Annotated in this window: 17 protein-coding genes; 14 read left to right on the top strand and 3 right to left on the bottom strand. The window is 63.4% G+C overall.

What is annotated here, in order from left to right:
* Positions 1–15: 15 nt before the first annotated feature.
* Positions 16–1,251, top strand: a complete 1,236-nt coding sequence (locus MKI86_RS14785; protein ID WP_241601720.1) for an NAD(P)/FAD-dependent oxidoreductase — start codon at positions 16–18, stop codon at positions 1,249–1,251.
* Between the two features lie 40 nt (positions 1,252–1,291).
* On the top strand, positions 1,292–2,242 hold the full coding sequence (locus MKI86_RS14780) for a nucleoside hydrolase (RefSeq protein ID WP_241601718.1): 951 nt from the start codon (positions 1,292–1,294) through the stop codon (positions 2,240–2,242).
* Between the two features lie 15 nt (positions 2,243–2,257).
* Here MKI86_RS14780 and ung read toward each other — a convergent pair whose 3' ends face one another.
* Together ung and MKI86_RS14770 are read right to left on the bottom strand one after the other, a co-directional pair.
* Positions 2,258–2,953, bottom strand: coding sequence for a uracil-DNA glycosylase (ung, locus tag MKI86_RS14775; protein ID WP_241601716.1), 696 nt, complete (start codon positions 2,951–2,953; stop codon positions 2,258–2,260).
* 89 nt (positions 2,954–3,042) lie between these two features.
* Positions 3,043–4,209: a dihydrodipicolinate synthase family protein gene (locus MKI86_RS14770; RefSeq protein WP_241601714.1), complete on the bottom strand. Its 1,167-nt coding sequence runs from the start codon at positions 4,207–4,209 to the stop codon at positions 3,043–3,045.
* Between the two features lie 372 nt (positions 4,210–4,581).
* Here MKI86_RS14770 and MKI86_RS14765 point away from each other — a divergent pair, with 372 nt between their 5' ends.
* The 5 genes from MKI86_RS14765 to MKI86_RS14745 are packed head-to-tail and all read left to right on the top strand — an operon-like array spanning position 4,582 to position 10,534.
* Positions 4,582–5,625 (top strand): LacI family DNA-binding transcriptional regulator, encoded by a 1,044-nt coding sequence (locus tag MKI86_RS14765; RefSeq protein ID WP_241601711.1) that lies wholly within the window; start codon positions 4,582–4,584, stop codon positions 5,623–5,625.
* Complete coding sequence (locus MKI86_RS14760) at positions 5,622–6,623, top strand: Gfo/Idh/MocA family protein (RefSeq protein WP_241601709.1); 1,002 nt, start codon at positions 5,622–5,624, stop codon at positions 6,621–6,623. The genes MKI86_RS14765 and MKI86_RS14760 overlap by 4 nt, the downstream gene beginning before the upstream one ends.
* Before the next feature lie 20 nt (positions 6,624–6,643).
* The gene (locus MKI86_RS14755) at positions 6,644–8,257 is read left to right on the top strand and encodes an acyl CoA:acetate/3-ketoacid CoA transferase (RefSeq protein WP_241601707.1); all 1,614 of its coding nucleotides are present in this window, start codon (positions 6,644–6,646) and stop codon (positions 8,255–8,257) included.
* Complete coding sequence (locus MKI86_RS14750) at positions 8,250–9,029, top strand: enoyl-CoA hydratase/isomerase family protein (protein ID WP_241601705.1); 780 nt, start codon at positions 8,250–8,252, stop codon at positions 9,027–9,029. Before MKI86_RS14755 ends, MKI86_RS14750 begins: the two co-directional genes overlap by 8 nt.
* Positions 9,029–10,534 carry an aldehyde dehydrogenase family protein gene (locus MKI86_RS14745; RefSeq protein ID WP_241601704.1) on the top strand — a complete coding sequence of 502 codons (1,506 nt, stop codon included), beginning with the start codon at positions 9,029–9,031 and terminating at the stop codon, positions 10,532–10,534. Before MKI86_RS14750 ends, MKI86_RS14745 begins: the two co-directional genes overlap by 1 nt.
* 47 nt (positions 10,535–10,581) lie before the next feature.
* On the opposite strand, the gene MKI86_RS14740 is transcribed toward MKI86_RS14745, so the two are convergent.
* Complete coding sequence (locus tag MKI86_RS14740) at positions 10,582–11,634, bottom strand: LacI family transcriptional regulator (protein WP_256465736.1); 1,053 nt, start codon at positions 11,632–11,634, stop codon at positions 10,582–10,584.
* Between the two features lie 366 nt (positions 11,635–12,000).
* Between MKI86_RS14740 and MKI86_RS14735 the strand changes: the two genes are divergently transcribed.
* The 7 genes from MKI86_RS14735 to MKI86_RS14705 all read left to right on the top strand — a co-directional run bounded on the left by MKI86_RS14735 (position 12,001) and on the right by MKI86_RS14705 (position 20,363).
* Positions 12,001–13,212 carry an ABC transporter substrate-binding protein gene (locus MKI86_RS14735; protein ID WP_241602515.1) on the top strand — a complete coding sequence of 404 codons (1,212 nt, stop codon included), beginning with the start codon at positions 12,001–12,003 and terminating at the stop codon, positions 13,210–13,212.
* Between the two features lie 151 nt (positions 13,213–13,363).
* Positions 13,364–14,245: a carbohydrate ABC transporter permease gene (locus MKI86_RS14730; RefSeq protein WP_241601703.1), complete on the top strand. Its 882-nt coding sequence runs from the start codon at positions 13,364–13,366 to the stop codon at positions 14,243–14,245.
* A complete protein-coding gene (locus MKI86_RS14725; protein ID WP_241601702.1) occupies positions 14,242–15,123 on the top strand; it encodes a carbohydrate ABC transporter permease in 882 nt (293 codons plus the stop codon). Before MKI86_RS14730 ends, MKI86_RS14725 begins: the two co-directional genes overlap by 4 nt.
* Before the next feature lie 3 nt (positions 15,124–15,126).
* Positions 15,127–16,242, top strand: a complete 1,116-nt coding sequence (locus MKI86_RS14720) for an ABC transporter ATP-binding protein (protein ID WP_241601701.1) — start codon at positions 15,127–15,129, stop codon at positions 16,240–16,242.
* Between the two features lie 8 nt (positions 16,243–16,250).
* Positions 16,251–17,759: an FAD-dependent oxidoreductase gene (locus MKI86_RS14715; protein ID WP_241601700.1), complete on the top strand. Its 1,509-nt coding sequence runs from the start codon at positions 16,251–16,253 to the stop codon at positions 17,757–17,759.
* Complete coding sequence (locus tag MKI86_RS14710) at positions 17,756–18,535, top strand: 3-ketoacyl-ACP reductase (RefSeq protein ID WP_241601699.1); 780 nt, start codon at positions 17,756–17,758, stop codon at positions 18,533–18,535. Before MKI86_RS14715 ends, MKI86_RS14710 begins: the two co-directional genes overlap by 4 nt.
* A 172-nt stretch (positions 18,536–18,707) precedes the next feature.
* The gene (locus tag MKI86_RS14705) at positions 18,708–20,363 is read left to right on the top strand and encodes a GMC family oxidoreductase (protein WP_241601697.1); all 1,656 of its coding nucleotides are present in this window, start codon (positions 18,708–18,710) and stop codon (positions 20,361–20,363) included.
* Positions 20,364–20,368 lie beyond the last annotated feature (5 nt).

The raw sequence follows: 20,368 nt of genomic DNA, 5'->3' as shown, positions 1-20,368 counted from the left end.
CACAAACGGGACGGCATGGCGCATATCGGAATCGTCGGCGGCGGCATCATCGGCTGCGCCACAGCCCTTCATCTGCTTGAGCAAGGCCACAGCGTTACCATTCTGGAGAGCGATGCCGGCGGCCTCCCCGCATCCGTCGGCAATGCCGGCATCCTGGCGGTGCCGGAAATCGACCCGATCGCCCGGCCGGACATGTTGCTCTCCGTCCCGAAATGGCTGCTCGATCCGCTTGGCCCCCTCACCCTGCGCTGGCAGGACCTGCCAGCGCTTGCCCCATGGCTCGTCCGGTTGCTGCTCTCCGCGCGCGCCGGCAAGGTCGCCGCCAGTCGCACCGCCCTGCTTCATCTCATGAAAACGGCCGAGGCCGACCATGTGCATCTCGGCAATCTTGCGGGTATTTCCGGCCACATGCGCGACACCGGCGCGCTGACGGTCTTCGACAGTATTGCGGCGCGCGACAAGGCGTTTGCCCACGAGACCGGGAATGCCCGGCTGATAGGCTGCAATGTCGAGAAACTCGATCCGGAGGAAGCACGCCGTCGTGTGCCCGCCCTGCAGGGCAGTTTCGCAGGTGCCATTTTCAACGACGGCTACCGCACCTTCGATTATCCCCTGACGTTCCTTCGCCGCCTGCAGGCGGTGCTGCGCGAGCGCGCCACGTTGCTGGACGCGACGATCGCCTCTGTGGCGCAGGGTGCAGACGGCGTCATCGTCAGGACCGAAGGCGGACGGGAATTCACCTTTGACAAGCTGGTGATTACCGCCGGTGTCTGGTCGCGCCGCTTCGTCGCCGATCTGGGCCTCAAGGTTCTGCTGGAAACAGAGCGCGGCTACAACACGACCTTCATGAACCCGTCGACGACGCTTGAAATGCCCGTCTTCTTTTCCGAGCATGGATTTGTCGCGACACCCTTCGAGAACGCACTGCGCATCGGCGGCGCTGTCGAGCTCGCATCTCCCGAAGCACCTGCCAACTACAAGCGCGCCGCCGCCATGCGCAGGAAGATGCGCCGCTACGTGCCAGATCTTCAGGAGGAAGGCGGCACGGAATGGATGGGCCGGCGTCCCTCCACACCGGATTCGCTGCCGGTGATCAGCCTGCACCCGCGCGACCCGCGCATTGCCTTCGCCTTCGGCCACGGCCATCTCGGCCTGACGCTTTCAGCCACGACCGGCCGTCACGTCGCCCGGCTGCTGGCCGGCCAACGCGACGATGCGCTTACCCCCTTCTCCATCGCCCGCTTCCAGTAGGCGGCACGCTCTTCATAAGAAAAACAAGACAGAGAAACATATGCATAAGGTAATTTTCGACACGGACCCTGGCGTCGATGACGCCATGGCGCTGCTGTTCCTGCACAATCATCCCGAAATCGACCTGATCGGCATCACCACCGTCTTCGGCAATGCCTCTATCGAGACGACCACGCGCAACGCGCTGTTTCTCAAGCGGGAATGGGGCATCAGTGCACCCGTCGCCAAGGGCAACGGCCAGACCTACGATCCGGCGCGCAATACCGCCGACTGGCCGGTGATGATCCACGGCCATGACGGGTTGGGCAATATTGGTGTACCCGAGACGATCGATCTTCCCATCGATCCGCGTCCGGCCCATCGCTTCATCATCGACACCGTTCGCGCCAATCCAGGCGAAGTGACGCTGATTGCCGTCGGCCGCATGTCGAACCTTGCGGATGCCCTTAAGGAAGACCCTGAAATCGCGGGCCTTGTGAAGCAGGTCATCATTATGGGCGGCGCCTTCGATGTGCCCGGCAACATCACGCCCGCCGCCGAGGCCAACATTCACGGCGACCCGGAAGCGGCCGACGTGGTGATGGGCGCGCACTGGAAGGTTATCGTCGTCGGTCTCGACGTGACGATAAAAACCGTGATGACGCGCAAGCGTCTGGCTGAACTCACCGCAGCCAACGGCAGGCACCTCAAGCTGCTCTCCGATATCTCGCAGTTCTATATCGATTTCTACGGCCGGCATGTGAAGGACGAGGGTATGGTGGTGCATGACAGTTGCGCCTGCGTCTACCTCGTGGCGCCGGAACTCTTCACCACGCGAAGCGGCGCAATCCGCGTCGTGGCCGGCGGCATCGCGGATGGCCAGACCATCCAGAAGCCGGACGGCCGCGCGTTCCCGCCGGGCGATTGGGACGGCCTGCCCAGCCAGCATGCCTGCATCGGCATTGATGCGGAGAAGGTGATGGCGCTGCTCGACGAGACGCTGGTGCGTTAAGAAACAGCCGGCGCGCTACTGAGGCGTCGCCGGCAGTTGCCAGTCGATCGGCTTGCGACCGTGCTTTTCCAGAAAGGCATTCGCCTTGGAAAACGGCTTGGTGCCGAAGAAGCCGTTATGCGCCGATAGCGGCGAAGGATGCGGCGACCGCAGCACGAGGTGACGGCGGCTATCCACGAAAGCCGCCTTCTTCTGGGCGTATGATCCCCAGAGAATGAAGACGACGGGCTTTTCCTGCTCATTGACCGCACGGATTACCGCGTCGGTGAAACGCTCCCAGCCCTTGCCCTGGTGCGAGGCCGCGCGGCCCATTTCTACCGTCAGCACGCTGTTCAAGAGCAGCACGCCCTGCTGCGCCCAATGCTCCAGAAAGCCGTGCCGCGCTGGGGGAATGCCGAGATCCGCCTGCAATTCCTTGTAGATGTTGACGAGCGAAGGCGGAATGCGCACGCCCGGCTGCACCGAAAAGCATAGGCCGTGCGCCTGCCCTTCGCCGTGATAGGGATCCTGTCCGAGGATGACGACACGTACTTCGTCGAGCGGCGTCAGATCGAGCGCCCGGAAATATTCCGCACCCTTCGGAAAGATCCGTTTCCCCTCCTGCTTCTGCTCCAGCAGGAAGGCTTTCAGCTCGGCCATGTACGGACTGGAGAATTCCGCCGCCAGTGGTGCCATCCAGCTTTCGCCGATCTTCACGTCGCCAGCCGTCATATCCTGCTCCAGGTCACGCATTCCATGACCGAAGTTTAGCGTCTGACGGCGCAATCGACCGGCCAAACGGCCGGTCATCCACAGCTATCTCAGGAAATGCCGAGCACCGTCATCAGGCTTTTCATGCGAGCGACCGCCAGTTCCGGCTTGTCCAGCACATTGGCCTTGTCGGCGAGGCGGAACACATCCGCATAGTGCACGACGCCGCGGGCGGATTGCATGCCGGCAGGCATGGTGAAATGATCCTGATGGCCGTTCAGCCAGGCGAGGAAAACGACACCCGCCTTGTAATATTGCGTCGGCGCTTCGAAGATCTTGCGGGACAACGGAACCGTCGGCGCGATAACGGCCCGAAAGCGTGCGACGTCTCCAGCCGCAAGGGACGCCAAGGCCTGCGAGGCCTGTGGCGCGACGGCATCGAAGATACCGAGCAGCGCATGGCTGTACCTCACCCCGTCGCCCTCGATCAGTTGGGCATAGTTGAAGTCATCACCCGTGAAGCAGAGCACGCCCTCCGGCAGGCGATCGCGCAGCGCCACCTCATATGCATTGTCGAGAAGAGAGATCTTGATGCCTTCGACCTTGGCGCGGTTCTCCTCGATGATCGAGATAACCGTATCGAGCGCCGGCTCGAAGCTTTGCGAACCCCAGTAGCCCCGCAGCTGCGCGTCGAACATGTCGCCCAGCCAGTGCAGCACGACCTTGTCCTTCGCCTGGCCGAGGATGCGACCGTAGACCTTGCGATAATCGTCCGGGGAGCGAGCGATGCGCGCCAGTGCCCGGCTCGCCATCATGATGGCGCGACCGCCATGCCTTTCGACAAAGGCGACCTGCTCCTCATAGGCCCCGATCACATCATCAAGAGAACGGGCATCCGCGGGGTTGAGATGATCCGTGCCGGCGCCGCAGGCGAGGTCCGCGCCCGGCACCGTCTTCGCCTCGGCAAGCGAGCGGCGGATGAGTTCCTGCGCACCGGCCCAGTCGAGCCCCATGCCGCGCTGCGAGGTGTCCATTGCCTCCGCAATGCGAAAACCAAGCGACCAGAGGTGATGGCGAAACGCCATCGTACGCTCCCAGTCGATGGCCGGCGCCTCCCAGGGCCGGGCATCGCGGCGCGGATCGGAAACCACGTGCGCGGCTGCATAGGCGATGCGGTTGAATGATGGCGCTGAGGCCGGACGCGCGGTGGGTGTACCCGAGAGGGCATAGGCTTCGACGCCGCCATCGGCGCGCGGCAGGGAAAGGCTGATAGACACGACATCCTCCCAAAGGTTTTTTAGCGCAATAATTTAGATCGTTCCAAATTTCAAGCGCTATTCCTTCGTCTGCTTCGTGCGACATTGCGTCCTTTGCGGTGACATATCCCCTTTCGGCTTCAGCTAACGAGCCTCATAACGCCGCAAGGCGACAAGCCAGTTTACGGGATTCGCAAGCGTTATGATGCCTCTCTGATGATTACGATAGCGCTAGCTGGGTGCCGCTGAGTTCACTTGTCACGATATCTGGCGAATTCACTCATCGCTTACCCACGGTCAAGGCTCACCCAAAATACACTTGACATATTTGGAACGATCCAATTAATTACGGAACAACAAGACGGCGCGAAGCCCGATGCAGGGAGGATGACCGTGAGCAGAAGCCGGGTGACCGTTGTCGACATTGCGCGCGCCGCCGGCGTGTCGAAGTCGACCGTCTCGCTCGTCCTGCAGGCAAGCCCGCTCGTCAACGAGGCGACGCGCGCCAAGGTGAACGCGGTCATCCGCGAGCTCGGCTATGTCTACAATCGCGGTGCGGCAAACCTGCGCCAGTCCGCCTCGTCGCGCATCATCGGCATCATCGTGAACGACCTGACGAACTCGTTCTTCGCCGAGCTCGCCGTCGGCATGGACATGGTCATGCAATCCGCCGGCTATGTGCAGTTCCTGTCGAATTCCGCCGAAAGCGTGGATCGCCAGCGCGAGGTCGTCGCCTCGATGCGCGAACACGGCATTTCCGGCCTGATCATCTCGCCCGCCCGGGGAACGGAAGCCGCCGACCTGAAACCGCTGGCCGCCAGCGGCATCCCGGTCGTATCCGTGGTGCGCAATGTGGTGGGCGCCAAGGTCTCCTCCCTCGTTTCCGACAACTATGCCGGCGCGAAGGCCGCCGTCGCGCACCTCGTCTCGCTCGGCCACAGCCGCATCGCCTTTCTCGGCGGCATCGCCAACACCACCGTCTTTGCGGAACGGGTGCAGGGCTGGCGCGATGCGCTGGTGGAAGCAGGCTTCGAGGCGCCGGATATGCTGGTGATCGGCTCGACGGCCTCGCGCGCCGGTGGCGTCGCCGCCATCGAGCGCGCCCTGTCGCTCACCGCTCCGCCGACGGCCGCGCTCTGCTTCAACGACGCGGCCGCCTTCGGCGTCTGTGACGGACTGCGCGCCGCCGGCAGGGAGCCCGGCCGCGACTTTGCAGTGGTCGGCTTCGACGACGTGATCGAGGCCGAGACCGCCGTGCCGGCGCTGACGACGGTTTCCGTCGATCCGCAGGGCATGGGCCGCCGTGCCGCGCAACTGCTGCTGAAGCAGATCAATACGGGCAAGGTGGAGCCCGAAGCCATCGTCGGTTCCGTGCGCCTCGTCGTGCGCCAGAGCTGCGGGGCGGGAGAAAAAAAAGCAGGGAGGATGTCTGCATGACGCGGTGGGGTTTGATCGGGGCAAGCACGATTGCCCGTGAATGGATGATCGGCGCAATCCGCGCCACCGGCGGCGACGTCGTCTCCGTCATGAGCAGCAACGCCGAACGCGGCCGCAAATACGCCGACGACCACGGCATCGCCAAGGCCGTCACATCGCTCGACGACCTCGTGAACGATCCCGCGATCGATGCCGTCTATATCTCCACGACCAATGAACTGCATCGCGACCAGGCGCTCGCCGCCGCGAAAGCCGGCAAGCATATCCTGTGCGAAAAGCCGCTCGCCATGTCGCTGGACGACGCCCGCGCCATGGTGCAGGCCGCGAAGGATGCCGGTGTCGTCCTGGCGACCAACCACCATCTGCGCAACGCGGCCACCCACCGCGCCATGCGCAAGGCCATCAAGGCCGGCCGCATCGGCACGCCGCTGGCGGCCCGCGTCTTCCATGCCGTCTACCTGCCGCCTCATCTGCAGGGCTGGCGCCTCGAAAAGCCCGAAGCCGGCGGTGGCGTCATTCTCGATATCACCGTACACGACGCGGATACGCTGCGCTTCGTTCTCGACAGCGACCCGGTGGAAGCGATCGCCCTCTCGCAATCGGGCGGCATGGGCAAGGCCGGGCTGGAAGACGCCGTGATGGGCGTGCTGCGCTTCCAGAATGGCGTGGTAGCGCAGTTCCACGATGGCTTCACGACGAAATTCGCTGAAACGGGGCTTGAAGTGCATGGCACCGAAGGCTCGCTGATCGGCCGCAACGTCATGACGCAGCGCGCGACCGGGTCTGTAACGCTGCGCGATGCCGACGGCGAGCACAACCTGCCGCTCGACCAGGCGAACCTCTATGAAACCGCGCTTTCGGCTTTCCATGCCGCCATCGCGGGCAACGGAAAGCCCTCCGCGACGGGCGAAGACGGCATCTGGTCGCTGGTGACGGGGCTTGCCGTGGTGGAGGCCGCGCGCAACGGCGGCGCGGTCAAGATCGCGCCCGGCATTTGATACGAAATTCGGAACGGACAATGGGCAAGCACATCACACCGCGCGAGGCCGCAGACCTCATTCCTGACGAAGCCGTCGTTTCGGTCTCCTCGTCGTCGGGCCTCGGCTGCCCGGACCTCATGTTGCAGGCGATCGGCTCGCGTTTCGAAGAGACCGGCCACCCCAGGAACATCACCACGCTGCACCCGATCGCAGCCGGCGACATGAGCGGCATCAAGGGTGTCGACCATATCGCCCGGAAGGGCCTCCTGAAGAGGATCATCGGCGGCTCCTATCCCTCCGGCCCCTCCTCGTCCGAGCCGCCCCTGATCTGGCAGATGATCACCGGCAACGAGATTCCGGCCTACAATATCCCCTCGGGCATCCTTTTCGACATGCACCGTGAGGCCGCAGCCAAGCGGCCCGGCGTGATCACCAAGGTCGGCCTCGACACCTTTGTCGATCCCACCCGCGAAGGCTGCGCCATGAATGCCGCCGCAGCGCAGGAGGCGGTGGTGGAGAAGATCACCTTTGCCGGCGAAGAGTGGCTTTACTTCAAGGCCATCGTGCCGCAAGTGGCAATCATTCGCGCGACCACCGCAGACGAACGCGGCAACCTGACCTATGAACACGAGGGCGCCTATCTCGGCGGGCTCGACCAGGCGCTTGCCGCCCGCAACAACGGCGGCATCGTCATCGCGCAGGTCAAGCGCATCACCAAGGACGGCTCCCTCAAGCCGCACGATGTTCGCGTGCCCGGCGTCCTCGTCGACTATATCGTGGTCGATCCGGACCAGAAGCAGACGACGCAGACGCTCTACGATCCCGCTATATCAGGCGAAATTTTCCGGCCGCTCGATACATTCCGTGTGCCAGAATTCAACATCCAGAAGGTCATCGCCCGCCGCGTTGCGCAGGAACTCGAGGCCGGCAGCGCGGTCAATCTCGGCTTCGGCATTTCCGCCAATGTGCCCCGGATCCTGCTGGAAGAAGGCCTGCACGGTGCGGTGGCCTGGGTGATCGAGCAGGGTGCCGTTGGCGGCGTGCCGCTGCTCGACTTCGCCTTCGGCTGCGCCTCGAACGCCGATGCCTTCATGCCCTCGCCCTATCAGTTCACCTATTTCCAGGGCGCCGGGTTCGATGCTTCGCTGCTCTCCTTCCTCGAAATCGGCAAGGACGGCTCGGTCAATGTCTCGAAGCTTTCCTTCCGGCCGCATGTAACGGCCGGGGCCGGCGGCTTCGTGGACATCACGGCGCGGGCCAAGAAGATCGTCTTCTCCGGCATGTTCAATGCCGGCGCGAAACTGGCCATCGAGAATGGCAAGCTCGTCATCGAAAAGGAAGGCAAGCTCAAAAAACTGGTGAACGCCGTCGAGCATGTCACCTTCTCCGGCCCGCGCGGCGTAGCGCAGGGCCAGGACATCACCTATGTCACCGAGCGCTGCGTGCTGAAGCTGACGCCTGACGGTATCGTGCTGACAGAGATCGCACCCGGCATCGACCTCCAGGCGCATATTCTCGACCAGTCGGAATTCGATCTCATCGTCTCGCCGGATGTGAAGGTTATGGATGCCGCGCTCTTCACCGACGCGCCGATCGGCCTGACCCTGCCGCAGAAGACACCGCGCAAGCTGGTGGGAGCAAACCATGGCTGAGCCGCGCATCAAGGTCAGCATTGAAGGGGCCATCGCGACGATCACCGTCGCGCGGCCGGAAAAGGCGAATGCCTTCGATATCGGCATGCTGAAGGAGCTTTCTGCGGCCTGCGACGTGGTCGAGGCCAATGCTGCGGCCCGCGTCGCAATCCTGACCGGCGAGGGTAAGGCCTTTTCCGCCGGCGGTGACATCCGCGCCTGGGCGGGCATGGAGGCCAATGAGTTCGGCCATGCCTGGGTGCGCTTCGGCCACCGGGTCTTCGAACGGCTGGCGACGCTGCGCATGCCGCTGATCGCCGCCGTAAACGGACACGCGCTGGGTGGCGGGTTGGAACTGGCAGCCGCCGCCGATATCCGCATCGCCGAAACGCAGGTGAAGATCGGCCTGCCGGAAGCTGGTCTCGGCATGGTGCCTGGCTGGTCCGGCACGCAACGGCTGGTCAAGCGCTTCGGCGCACAGCCCGTGCGGCGCATGCTGCTGGGCGGCGAGGTCCTGACGGCGGTCGAGGCAATGGCACTCGGCATCGTCGATCAGGTCGTGGAAACGGGAACAGTCGTCGAAGCGGCCCTGGCATACGCAGCCCGCATCGCCGCGCTCGGGCCGGCGGCGACGGAGGTTTCCAAGCTGATGATTTCCGTTGCGAACGGTGAGGACAATGGCGCGGCGGTGGAAGCGCTTGGCTCCATCCTCGTCGCCAAGACCGGGGACCTCAAGGAAGGCGTCGCCGCCTTCACGGGCAAGCGCCCCGCAGATTTCAAGGGAGAATGGTGATGACCGCGCATGTAAGGCCGAAGGCGTTCGACAATTTCAAGGCACGCGACTTCCGCATGCTGATCGACGGGGCGTGGACGCAAGGCGCAGGCAGCGCAATCGAGCGCGTCGCGCCGGGCCATGGCGTCGTCGTCAGCCGCTATCCGGCCGGCACAAAGGCAGATGCCGAGCGCGCCATCGCCGCCGCGCGCAAGGCCTTCGACAATGGCCCGTGGCCGAACATGACCGGGGCGGAGCGCTCCAACATCCTGCTCAAGGCAGCAGACCTCATCGCCGCACGCGCCGACGAACTCGCGTTTCTCGACACGATCGAAAGCGGCAAGCCGATCAGCCAGGCCAAGGCCGAACTCGGCGGGGCCGTCGATATCTGGCGCTATGCCGCGGCCCTCGCACGCGACCTGCACGGCGAAAGCTACAACACGCTCGGCGACGGCACGCTCGGCGTCGTGCTGCGCGAGGCGATCGGCGTCGTATCCATCATCACGCCATGGAACTTCCCCTTCCTGATCGTAAGCCAGAAATTACCCTTTGCGCTGGCCGCTGGCTGCACGACGGTCGTCAAACCCTCGGAATTGACTTCCGGCTCCACGCTGGTTCTCGGCGAAATTCTCATCGAGGCCGGCGTGCCCGCCGGTGTCGTCAACATCGTCACCGGCACCGGCCCGGAAGTGGGCGCGCCGATGACGACGCATCCCGATGTCGACATGGTCTCCTTCACGGGTTCCACCGGTGTCGGCCGTCTCACCATGGCCAATGCGGCGCAAACGCTGAAGAAGGTTTCGCTGGAACTCGGCGGCAAGAATCCGCAGATCGTCTTCCCGGATGCCGATCTCGACGCCTTCATCGATGCCGCAGTCTTCGGCGCCTATTTCAACGCCGGTGAGTGCTGCAATGCTGGATCTCGGCTGATCCTGCACACGTCCATCGCCGATGACGTGACGGCGCGCATTGCCGAGCTTGCAAAGAAGGTCAAGGTCGGCGATCCGCTCGATCCCACGACACAGGTCGGCGCGATCATTACGCCGCAGCATCTCGACAAGATCGGCGCCTATGTCGAGGGCGCATCGAAGGCCGGCGCCTCGGTCACACTCGGTGGCGGCGCGCTCGATCTCGGTCTCGGCCAGTTCATGGCGCCCACGATCCTCTCCGGCGTGCAGCCCGATATGGCCGTCGCCCGCGAAGAGGTTTTCGGCCCGGTGCTTTCGGTACTGACATTCGATACGACGGAAGACGCCATCCGCATCGCAAACGCTATCGATTACGGCCTGTCGGCCGGGGTCTGGAGCCGGGATTTCGACACCTGCCTGACCATCGGCCGCAAGGTGCGCGCGGGCACGGTCTGGATGAACACCTTCATGGACGGCGCCTCCGAGCTGCCCTTCGGCGGCTATCGCCAGTCCGGCCTCGGCCGCGAACTCGGTCGCCATGCGGTGGAGGACTACACGGAGACCAAGACGCTCAACATGCATATCGGCGCGCGCACCGACTGGTGGATGCCGCGATGAGCAGATCCGTCCCGACAACCAGGAAGGGGACCGGCCGTGCCACCCGCTCAGGGCGTCGGGAAGCCGAACTGCGGTCCCAGGAGCATGGTCAGGTCTTCGGCGTTCTCGCCGGCAATGCGGCGCAGGAGCAGCCGTCCCATCGCTTCGCCCGCAGCCGGCAGATCCTCGTAGATCGTCTCGACCTTCGGCTGGATCTGGCTGAGCAGGCGCGACGTCTGCTTGGCGACGATGTCGTATTCCGCGCAGAGCGTGAAGCCGTTATCGCTCATGCCGGTAATGGTGGCAAGCGCGGAGACTTCCCCCGGACAGGTGTAGCCGTCAGGCGGATCGGGCTCGGCGCTGCGGCGGCGCACATAGTCGCGAATCATGTCGGCAGGACTGTCGAGGTCGAGCGCATCGGCAATCTCGTAGGAGACACCCGCCTCGCGCACGGCCGTCATGAAGCCGTGCAGCATATACTGGTGGAACGTCAGCCGCCTGGGGGGCAGGATGATCGTGACCTTGCGCCGGCCCTTGGCGATCAGCCGCTTGGTCGCTTCGTAAGCGAAGGCGAAGTTGTCATAGTCGACGAAGGCATGCGGGGTGGAGAATTCCGTGCGCCCGTGGGTCACGAAGGGAAAGCCGTTTTCCAGAAGCAAGCGCACGCGCGGATCGAAGGGCTCGGTGCGCGAAAAGATCAGGCCATCGGCCATGCCGTTGCGGATGATGTAGTTGACCGCATCGACATTGCTGCCGTCGAGAAAGTTCGGCGTGACGATGAGGTGGTAGGACGTCGCCTGCAGCGCACGCGCAAGACCGTGCATGATCGAGGTGCCGAAACCGAGGATTTCCTCATGCGGATCGAGCAGCACGGAGATGACATTGGTGCGGCCAGTCTTGAGGCGTTGGGCAGCGCGATCCGGCAGATAGCCGATTTCGGCGGCGACAGCGTGAACCCGGCGGCGCGTGCTCTCCGAAATCTGCGGTGCATTGCCGAGCGCACGCGAGACCGTCGTAATGGCAAGGCCCGTCATCTCGGCGATGGTTTTAAGCGTCGGCTTGCCCGCTCGGGAGATATTGGAAGCGGTTTCGCGGGCGACAGACTTTTCGATTGGGGACACGGCTGCAATTCTTCGGCTGGGGACGATCAATCGCCCGTACCATACCGAGCCATCAGAAGCTCTGCAATCTTGCAGCGCACAGGATTTATAACGTTTGCAATGTGGCGCACAAAGTGTCGGGCCGCGTTGAAAACGCGCTGTCGGCCCGAATTTAAAGCCTTCTGAAATCGTGATACGGTGCCATGCCATGGCGACTTGACTTCGGAAATTTACAACGTTTTAAATTACACCGGCATTGAGCCAGAGAGACAATTCCGACGCCAAGCGCGTCGGGGACATCGGCGGGAGGAGGTTCTCGCCTTTGAACTTGCAACCGGGAGGAAAACGATGCGCAAGTTTGTGACCACCACCGCGATCGCCGCGGTCATGATGGGCCTGGGCGGCACTGCCGCTCGCGCCGCCGAAAATGTCGAAGTGCTGCACTGGTGGACCTCGGGCGGCGAAGCCGCCGCACTCGAAGTCCTCAAGAAGGATCTTGAAACCAAGGGCATTTCCTGGACCGACATGCCGGTTGCCGGCGGCGGGGGCACGGAAGCCATGACCGTGCTGCGCGCCCGCGTCACGGCCGGCAATGCGCCGACCGCGGTGCAGATGCTCGGCTTCGACATTCTCGACTGGGCCAAGGAAGGCGCGCTCGGCAACCTGGATGAAGTGGCCAGCAAGGAAGGCTGGGACAAGGTCATCCCGACTGCCCTGCAGCAGTTCTCCAAGTATGACGGCCACTGGATAGCAGCCCCCGTTAACGTCCACTCCACCAACTGGATGTGGATCAACAAGGCGGCCCTCGACAAGGCCGGCGGCGAGGAGCCGACGAACTGGGACGAACTCGTCGCCCTGCTCGACAAGTTCAAGGAACAGGGCATCACGCCGGTCGCCCATGGCGGGCAGCCGTGGCAGGACGCGACGATCTTCGACGCGGTCGTGCTTTCATTCGGCAACGACTTCTACAAGAAGGCGTTCATCGATCTCGATCCGGAAACGCTGGGCAGCGCCCAGATGAAGGAAGCCTTCGACCGCATGACGAAGCTGCGCTCCTATGTGGACGACAACTTCTCGGGCCGCGACTGGAACCTGGCATCCGCCATGGTCATCGAAGGCAAGGCCGGCGTGCAGTTCATGGGCGATTGGGCCAAGGGCGAATTCATCAAGGCCGGCAAGAAGCCCGGCGAGGATTTTGTCTGCATGCGCTATCCGGGCACGCAGGGTTCGGTAACCTTCAACTCCGACCAGTTCGCCATGTTCAAGGTCGCAGCTGACAAGGTTCCAGCCCAGCTCGTCATGGCCTCGGCCATCGAAAGCCCGACCTTCCAGTCGGCCTTCAACGTGGTCAAGGGTTCCGCACCCGCCCGTACCGATGTCTCGGACGAAGCCTTCGACGCCTGCGGCAAGAAGGCCATCAAGGACCTCGCGGAAGCCAATGCGAACGGCACGCTCTACGGCTCCATGGCCCACGGCCACGCCAACCCGGCGTCCGTCAAGAACGCGATCTATGACGTCGTGACCCGCCAGTTCAACGGTGAGCTTTCCTCCGAGGAAGCCGTCGAAGAACTGAAGTCCGCCGTCGAGGCCGCGAAGTAAGGGGCTAGCCCCTCACCCTACCCTCTCCCCACCGGGGAGAGGGAACTTGAACGTCGCGGCAAAGCCCTTCTCCCCGGCGGAGAAGGTGGCGGCAGCCGGATGAGGGGGCCACGCGCCGCCCTGCAACCCGATTTCAACGGTGGTATCGACCATGGATAGCCGAAGCCGGCTGCAGGAGCTTCTGCCGAAGCTTGTGCTGGCACCCAGTTTCCTCATCGTGCTCGTCTTCGTCTACGGCTTCATCGCCTATACGGGCTTCCTGTCGCTGACGGACAGCAAGATGTTGCCGTCCTACAATTTCGTGGGACTGAGCAACTATTACAAACTCTGGGCCCTGCCGCACTGGTGGCGGGCGGTTTCCAACCTCGCGATCTTCGCCTCGCTTTATATCGTCATCTGCTCGGTTTTGGGGCTCGGGCTTGCTATCCTGCTCGACCAGAAGATCCGCGTCGAAGGCATCCTGCGGCCGATCTACCTCTATCCGATGGCACTCTCCTTCATCGTTACGGGCACGGCCTGGAAATGGTTCCTCGATCCCGGCATCGGACTTGAGAACACCATGCATCTCTGGGGCTGGGAGAGCTTCGCCTTCAACTGGATCAAGGACCGCAACTACGCCATCTACTGCGTGGTCATCGCGGCCGTTTGGCAATCGTCCGGCTTCGTGATGGCCATGTTCCTCGCCGGCCTGCGCGGCGTCGACAACGAAATCATCAAGGCAGCGCAGATCGACGGCGCCTCCACCTCGACCATCTATCGCCGCATCATCATTCCGCTGATGCGGCCGGTCTTCCTGTCCGCCTTCGTCGTGCTCGCCCATCTCGCCATCAAGGCCTACGACCTCGTCGTGGCACTGACCGGCGGCGGCCCCGGCCAGGCGACCGAACTGCCGGCGACATTCATGTATTCCTACACCTTCACCCGCAACCAGATGGGCATCGGCGCCTCGTCGGCCATCATCATGCTGGTCATGATCTTCTCGATCATCATCCCCTACCTCTATTCCGAAATCCGCGGAGGCAAAGGCCGATGAGCGTTTCCAGCCCCGAAAACGTCATCTCGCACAACAGGCTGACGCGCGCGCTGATCTACTCCGCCCTCACCCTGTTCGCCATCTATTACCTGCTGCCGCTCTACGTGATGCTGGTGAATTCGCTGAAGCCACTGGAAGAAATCCGCCAGGGCGGCATGCTGAACCTGCCGCAGCAATGGACCATCGAACCCTGGATTTCCGCCTGGTCGACAGCTCAGATCGGCGTGCAGCCGACGGGCCTGCGCCCCTTCTTCATCAACTCGATTCTGATGGTCGTTCCGGCCGTGGCGATCTCCACGATCATCGGTGCGCTGAACGGCTACGTGCTGACCAAGTGGCAGTTCAAAGGCTCGAATGTCTTCTTCGGCCTGCTGCTTTTGTCCTGCTTCATACCGTTTCAGATCGTGCTCATTCCGATGGCGCGTATTCTCGGCATGGTGGGCCTCGCCGGGTCGATCTGGGGCCTGACCTTCGTCCACATCATCTACGGCATCGGCTTCACGACGCTCTATTTCCGCAACTACTATGAAAACTTCCCGACCGAACTGGTGCGTGCGGCGCAGATCGACGGCGCGAGCTTCTTCCAGATCTTCTACCGCATCCTGCTGCCGTCCTCCGGCCCGATCATCGTCGTCTCGGTCATCTGGCAGTTCACCAATATCTGGAACGACTTCCTGTTCGGCGCCTCCTTCTCCGGCGCGAACACCACGCCGATGACGGTGGCGCTCAACAACCTCGTCCAGTCCTCGACGGGTGTGAAGGAATACAACGTGCATTTCGCGGGCGCGATCCTCGCCGCACTCCCCACTCTGATCGTCTACGTCGTCTCCGGACGCTATTTCGTGCGCGGCCTGATGTCCGGCGCCGTGAAAGGATAGCCCATGTCGTTCCTGAAAATCAGCAATCTGCGCAAGTCCTATGGTGCGCTGGAAATCCTCAAGGACATCAATCTGGAGATCGAGCAGGGCGGCTTTCTCGTGCTCGTCGGTCCCTCCGGGTGCGGCAAGTCCACGCTGCTCAACACAATCGCCGGGCTGGAGCCCATCACCTCGGGCGACATCGCCATCGATGGCCGCTCGGTCGCGGGCCTGCATCCCTCCAAGCGCGACATAGCCATGGTATTCCAGTCCTACGCGCTCTATCCGAACATGACGGTGGGTGGAAACATCGCCTTCGGCATGGAAATCCGCGGCGTGCCAAAAGAAGAGCGCGACAAGGCGATCAAGCAGGTCGCCGACATGCTGCAGATCGGCCATCTGCTCGACCGCAAGCCCGGCCAGCTTTCCGGCGGCCAGCGCCAGCGCGTCGCCATGGGCCGGGCGCTGGTGCGCGACCCCAAGCTTTTCCTGTTCGACGAGCCGCTGTCCAACCTCGATGCCAAGCTGCGCGTCGACATGCGTACGGAAATCAAACGCCTGCACCACCGCATGAAGACCACCATCGTCTACGTGACGCACGATCAGATCGAGGCGATGACGCTCGCCACCAAGATCGCCGTCTTGAAGGATGGCGTTCTCCAGCAGTTCGGCACACCAGCCGAAATCTACAACAACCCTGCCAATACCTTCGTTGCCGATTTCATGGGCTCGCCCGCGATGAATCTCCTCTCGGCGCGGATCGTGGAGGACGGCTCCGGCGTGGCCGTTTCGCTGGCCCGCCATCAGGCCGAACCGCTGGTATTGTCAGTGCCGAACGCACCGGGCGGGCTTGCCGCCTACAAGGGCAAGGACGTGATCTTCGGTATCCGTCCCGAGGCCCTGACCGATCCTGATGGCGCGGACCGCAATGCCCGCACTGTCGGCGAAGGCGATTGCCTGATCGAGGTGGTGGAACCTGCAGGCGCTGACACCTTCGCCGTCACCCATCTCGGCGGCAAGGAGATCGTCGCGCGGCTTCGCGCCGACGTGCGCATCGCCGCCGGCCAGACGGCGCGCCTTGCCTTCAACCTCGACAAGGCCGTGTTCTTCGATCCGGCCAGCCAGCTTCGCATCGCCTGAGAAAAACCATGACCACGCAGCCGGACATCGTCATCATCGGATCGGGCATCGGCGGCGCCACCATGGCCGCCGCGCTTGCCCCGACGGGCGCCAGGATCGTCATTCTGGAGGCGGGCGACCACCTACAAGACCGTCCGGAAAACCGCGACCAGCGTGCGATTTTCCAGCGCGGCCACTTCCGCCCCAAGGAGATGTGGTACGAGGCCGACGGCACCGCCTTCAACCCCGGCAATTACTACAATGTCGGCGGCAACTCGAAATTCTACGGCGCGGTACTGGTGCGCTACCGCAAGGAGGACTTCGAGGAGATGCGCCACAGCGAGGGCGTCTCCCCCGCCTGGCCCTTCGCCTATGAAGAGCTGGAGCCGTGGTATTCGGCCGCCGAAAAGCTCTACAATGTGCGCGGCGCGCTGGGCGAAGACCCGACCGAGCCGCACCACTCCGCGCCCTATCCTTTTCCGCCCGTGCCGGATGAACCTGCCATCGCGAAAGTCCGCGCCAGAATGAAGGCGCACGGCCTTCATCCCTATTCGCTGCCGCTCGGCGTCGATATCGACCGCTGGTTGGCAAAGGCGAAGACGCCATGGGATGCGCATCCGAACAGCAATGACGGCAAGATGGATGCGGAAAGCACGGCCCTTGCCGAAGCGCTGAAACATCCCAATGTCGAATTGCGGACGAACTGCCGGGTGACCCGGCTCGCCACCGCCCCGCATGGCCGCACCATATCGACGGTGCACTACATGCGCGGCAATCAGCCGGAAAGCGTTTCACCGAAACTCGTGATCCTATCGGCCGGCGCCGTGCAATCGGCTGCGCTCCTGCTGCGCTCGGCCTCAGAGGCTTTCCCGAACGGGCTCGCCAACAGCTCCGATCAGGTCGGCCGCAACTTCATGAACCACAATTCGAGCGCCGTGATCGGCATCTCGCTCTTCTACCGAAACACCTCGGTCTACCAGAAGAGCTTCGGCTTCAATGACTACTATCTGTCGGATGGCAACGGTGGCCCTCCGCTCGGCAATGTCCAGCTCCTCGGCCGCGTATCGGGAAAAATCCTGAAGGCCAACATGCCCTCCGCGCCGGAATGGCTGCTGGAGCAGGTCGCCGCCCGCGCCATCGATTTCTACGCCATGAGCGAGGACCTGCCGCATCCCGAAAGCCGCATCACGGTGGATCGCGACCGCATCGTCATGAAATGGACGCGGACCAACTGGCAGGCCCATCTCGACCTTGTGACCAAACTGAAGACCGCGCTGAAGCAGGCCGGTTTCCCCATCGTGCTCGCGCGCGCCTTCGACAAACGCACGCCTTCACATCAGTGCGGCACCGTGCGCATTGGCAATGACCCGGCGACGGCGCCTCTCGATATCTGGTGCCGCGCCCATGATCATCCCAACCTCTTCGTGGTGGATGCTTCCTACCTGCCCACCTCGGCAGCGGTGAACCCCGCGCTGACGGTAGCTGCGCAGGCGCTGCGTGTCGCCAATCACATCCAATCCAGGGATCTGGCCGCATGACGACACCGGACAGACCCGTCGCCATCATCACAGGCGGCCGCCGCGGTATCGGCCTGGGCATCGCAAAGGCCCTGGCATCGGAAGGCTTCGATATCGCCATAACCGGCATCGGCGACGGCGATGCGACGACGGAAAGCGTGATCAGCGACCTTGCGGCGATCGGCGCGCGCGCCATCTACGTCAAGGGCGATCTTGCCGATCTCCCGGGCCATGCGCGGACCGTTGTGGCTATTGAAGACCAGCTTGGCGCGATTGCCTGCCTCGTCAACAATGCCGGCATCGCCTCCGTCGTGCGCGGCGACTTTCTCGATCTCGCCCCGGACCATTTCGACACGATCGTTTCGACCAACCTGCGCGGCACCGTCTTCTTCACGCAGGCCGTGCTGAAGGCGATGCTGCATTCCAAACAGGCCGCCGGACCGCGTTCGATCATCAACATCACCTCCGTTTCGGCAAGCCTCACCTCTCCCGAGCGGCTTGATTACTGCATGACCAAGGCAGGGCTCGCGGCCTTCAGCCAGGGGTTGGCGCTGCGGCTCGCCGATACCGGCATCTCTGTCTTCGAAATCCGCCCCGGCATCATCCGCTCCGACATGACGTCCGGTGTCTCCGCCAAGTACGACGCACTCATCGAGAGCGGCTTGGTACCGATGAAGCGATGGGGCGAGCCGGAGGATATCGGTTCGGCCGCAGCAGCGCTGGCAACGGGAAAATTCGCCTTCGCCACCGGCTCGGTGATCAATCTCGACGGCGGACTTTCGATCGGGCGGCTGTGAACGGCACGGCGCGGGGGTGCCCCTCACCCCGCCCTCTCCCCGCAAGCGGGGCGAAAGATACGAGAGGGCGTGGCAAATTCCTTCGCCCCGCCTGCGGGGAGACGGTGCCGGCAGGCGGATGAGGGGGCAACCCACGACCGCCACGGCACCGAACCATTCTGAGGACCAGGGCATGACCTACGACTATATCATTACTGGCGCCGGCCCGGCCGGCTGCGTTTTGGCGAACCGGCTTTCCGAAGATCCGAGCGTTCGCGTCCTGCTTCTCGAAGCCGGTGGCGGTGACTGGAACCCGCTGTTTCACATGCCGGCCGGCTTTGCGAAAATGACCAAAGGCGTTGCAAGCTGGGGCTGGGAGACCGTGCCGCAAAAGCACATGAAGGGCCGCGTCCTGCGCTATACGCAGGCAAAGGTCATCGGCGGCGGCTCCTCGATCAACGCACAGCTTTATACCCGCGGCAACGCCGCCGACTATGACCTGTGGGCCAGCGAAGATGGCTGCGAGGGCTGGAGCTATCGGGAGATCCTGCCCTACTTCAAGCGCGCCGAGGACAACCAGCGCTTTGCCGACGACTATCATTCCTACGGCGGCCCGCTCGGCGTCTCCATGCCGGTCTCGGCGCTGCCGATCTGCGACGCCTATATCCGAGCCGGCCAGGAACTCGGCATTCCCTACAACCATGATTTCAACGGCCGCCAGCAGGCCGGCGTGGGCTTCTACCAGCTGACCCAGCGTAATCGCCGCCGCTCCTCCGCCTCGCTTGCCTATTTGTCGACAATCAAGGACCGCAAGAACCTGACGATCCGCACAGGCGCCCGCGTCGCCCGCGTCGTGCTCGAAGGAACGCGCGCCGTCGGCGTCGAGGTCGTGACCGGCACGAGCGTCGAGACCATCCGGGCCGAACGCGAAGTGCTGGTCTCCTCAGGCGCCATCGGCTCCCCGAAACTGCTTCAGCAATCCGGCATCGGCCCGGCGGACCACCTCCGATCAGTCGGCGTTCAGGTGAAGCACGACCTGCCCGGCGTGGGCTCCAACATGCAGGATCATCTCGATCTGTTCGTGATTTCAGAATGTACCGGCGACCATACCTATGACGGCGTCGCCAAGCTGCACCGCACGGTCTGGGCCGGCCTGCAATATGTGCTGTTCCGCTCCGGCCCCGTCGCCTCGTCACTCTTCGAGACCGGCGGCTTCTGGTATGCTGATCCCGATGCGCGCTCGCCGGATATCCAGTTCCATCTCGGCCTCGGCTCCGGCATCGAGGCGGGCGTCGAAAAGCTGAAGAATGCCGGTGTCACACTGAACTCGGCCTACCTGCATCCCCGCTCCCGCGGCACAGTGCGGCTTTCGTCCGCCGATCCAGCCGCCGCACCGCTGATCGACCCGAACTACTGGGAAGACCCGCACGACAGGAAGATGTCGATCGAGGGCCTGAAGATCGCCCGCGAGATCATGCAGCAGGCCGCGCTGAAGCCCTTCGTCATGGCCGAACGGCTTCCGGGGCCGAAATTCGTCACCGACGAGGACCTCTTCGATTACGGCTGCGCCAATGCCAAGACGGACCACCATCCGGTCGGCACCTGCAAGATGGGTACGGGTACGGATGCCGTCGTCGGGCTGGATTTGAAGGTGCATGGGCTTGACGGCCTGCGCGTCTGCGATAGCTCCGTCATGCCGCGCGTGCCCTCTTGCAACACCAATGCCCCGACGATCATGGTGGGCGAAAAGGGCGCCGATATTATTCGAGGCCTGCCCGCGCTCCCGGCCCAGGTTTTCCAATATGAGCGCAACGATGCACGCCCCAGGGCGCGTGCCAATATCCGATAGGGGAC

Source organism: Shinella sedimenti, assembly GCF_022601905.1.
Lineage (GTDB): Bacteria > Pseudomonadota > Alphaproteobacteria > Rhizobiales > Rhizobiaceae > Shinella > Shinella sedimenti.
Note: the sequence above shows the minus strand (reverse complement) of the source record. Positions and strands in the feature narration are given on the sequence as shown.

Bases quoted from the DNA above. Each gene is read 5' to 3' on its own strand.
- MKI86_RS14785 (WP_241601720.1), top strand. From the start codon at position 16: ATGGCGCATATCGGAATCGTCGGCGGCGGCATCATCGGCTGCGCCACA.
- MKI86_RS14780 (WP_241601718.1), top strand. From the start codon at position 1,292: ATGCATAAGGTAATTTTCGACACGGACCCTGGCGTCGATGACGCCATG.
- ung (WP_241601716.1), bottom strand. From the start codon at position 2,953: ATGACGGCTGGCGACGTGAAGATCGGCGAAAGCTGGATGGCACCACTG.
- MKI86_RS14760 (WP_241601709.1), top strand. From the start codon at position 5,622: ATGACGCGGTGGGGTTTGATCGGGGCAAGCACGATTGCCCGTGAATGG.
- MKI86_RS14755 (WP_241601707.1), top strand. From the start codon at position 6,644: ATGGGCAAGCACATCACACCGCGCGAGGCCGCAGACCTCATTCCTGAC.
- MKI86_RS14750 (WP_241601705.1), top strand. From the start codon at position 8,250: ATGGCTGAGCCGCGCATCAAGGTCAGCATTGAAGGGGCCATCGCGACG.
- MKI86_RS14745 (WP_241601704.1), top strand. From the start codon at position 9,029: ATGACCGCGCATGTAAGGCCGAAGGCGTTCGACAATTTCAAGGCACGC.
- MKI86_RS14735 (WP_241602515.1), top strand. From the start codon at position 12,001: ATGATGGGCCTGGGCGGCACTGCCGCTCGCGCCGCCGAAAATGTCGAA.
- MKI86_RS14730 (WP_241601703.1), top strand. From the start codon at position 13,364: ATGGATAGCCGAAGCCGGCTGCAGGAGCTTCTGCCGAAGCTTGTGCTG.
- MKI86_RS14725 (WP_241601702.1), top strand. From the start codon at position 14,242: ATGAGCGTTTCCAGCCCCGAAAACGTCATCTCGCACAACAGGCTGACG.
- MKI86_RS14720 (WP_241601701.1), top strand. From the start codon at position 15,127: ATGTCGTTCCTGAAAATCAGCAATCTGCGCAAGTCCTATGGTGCGCTG.
- MKI86_RS14715 (WP_241601700.1), top strand. From the start codon at position 16,251: ATGACCACGCAGCCGGACATCGTCATCATCGGATCGGGCATCGGCGGC.
- MKI86_RS14710 (WP_241601699.1), top strand. From the start codon at position 17,756: ATGACGACACCGGACAGACCCGTCGCCATCATCACAGGCGGCCGCCGC.
- MKI86_RS14705 (WP_241601697.1), top strand. From the start codon at position 18,708: ATGACCTACGACTATATCATTACTGGCGCCGGCCCGGCCGGCTGCGTT.